Annotated in this window: 1 pseudogene; it reads right to left on the reverse strand. The window is 65.2% G+C overall.

Features of this window, described 5'->3' with window-relative positions:
• Positions 1-90: 90 nt before the first annotated feature.
• A pseudogene (locus tag SB756_RS33320) lies at positions 91-250 on the reverse strand (divergent polysaccharide deacetylase family protein); the annotation flags it as partial.

The raw sequence follows: 250 nt of genomic DNA on the forward strand, positions 1-250 counted from the left end.
GACGCGAAGAAGCTGCCGCGAGCGTTCGTGTACACCGCGGCAAGCTGACCCTGGAGCAGGCGAGCGGCATCATCCCGTTCGATTGAGGGCTCAGCGGTTGCTGTAACGGCCATGCTTGCCGTGGGCAGGCATGGCCTGGTTGCCACGCTCGGCGATCATCTGCGTAAGGCCGATCAGCACGATGCCTTCTGCCTTCAGCCGGGGCAGTTCGCGTTCCAGCACCTGCAGTGTCTGGGGGTAGGGGTGGCCG

The organism is Pseudomonas sp. SIMBA_068 (genome assembly GCF_046534705.1).
GTDB classification, from domain to species: domain Bacteria; phylum Pseudomonadota; class Gammaproteobacteria; order Pseudomonadales; family Pseudomonadaceae; genus Aquipseudomonas; species Aquipseudomonas putida.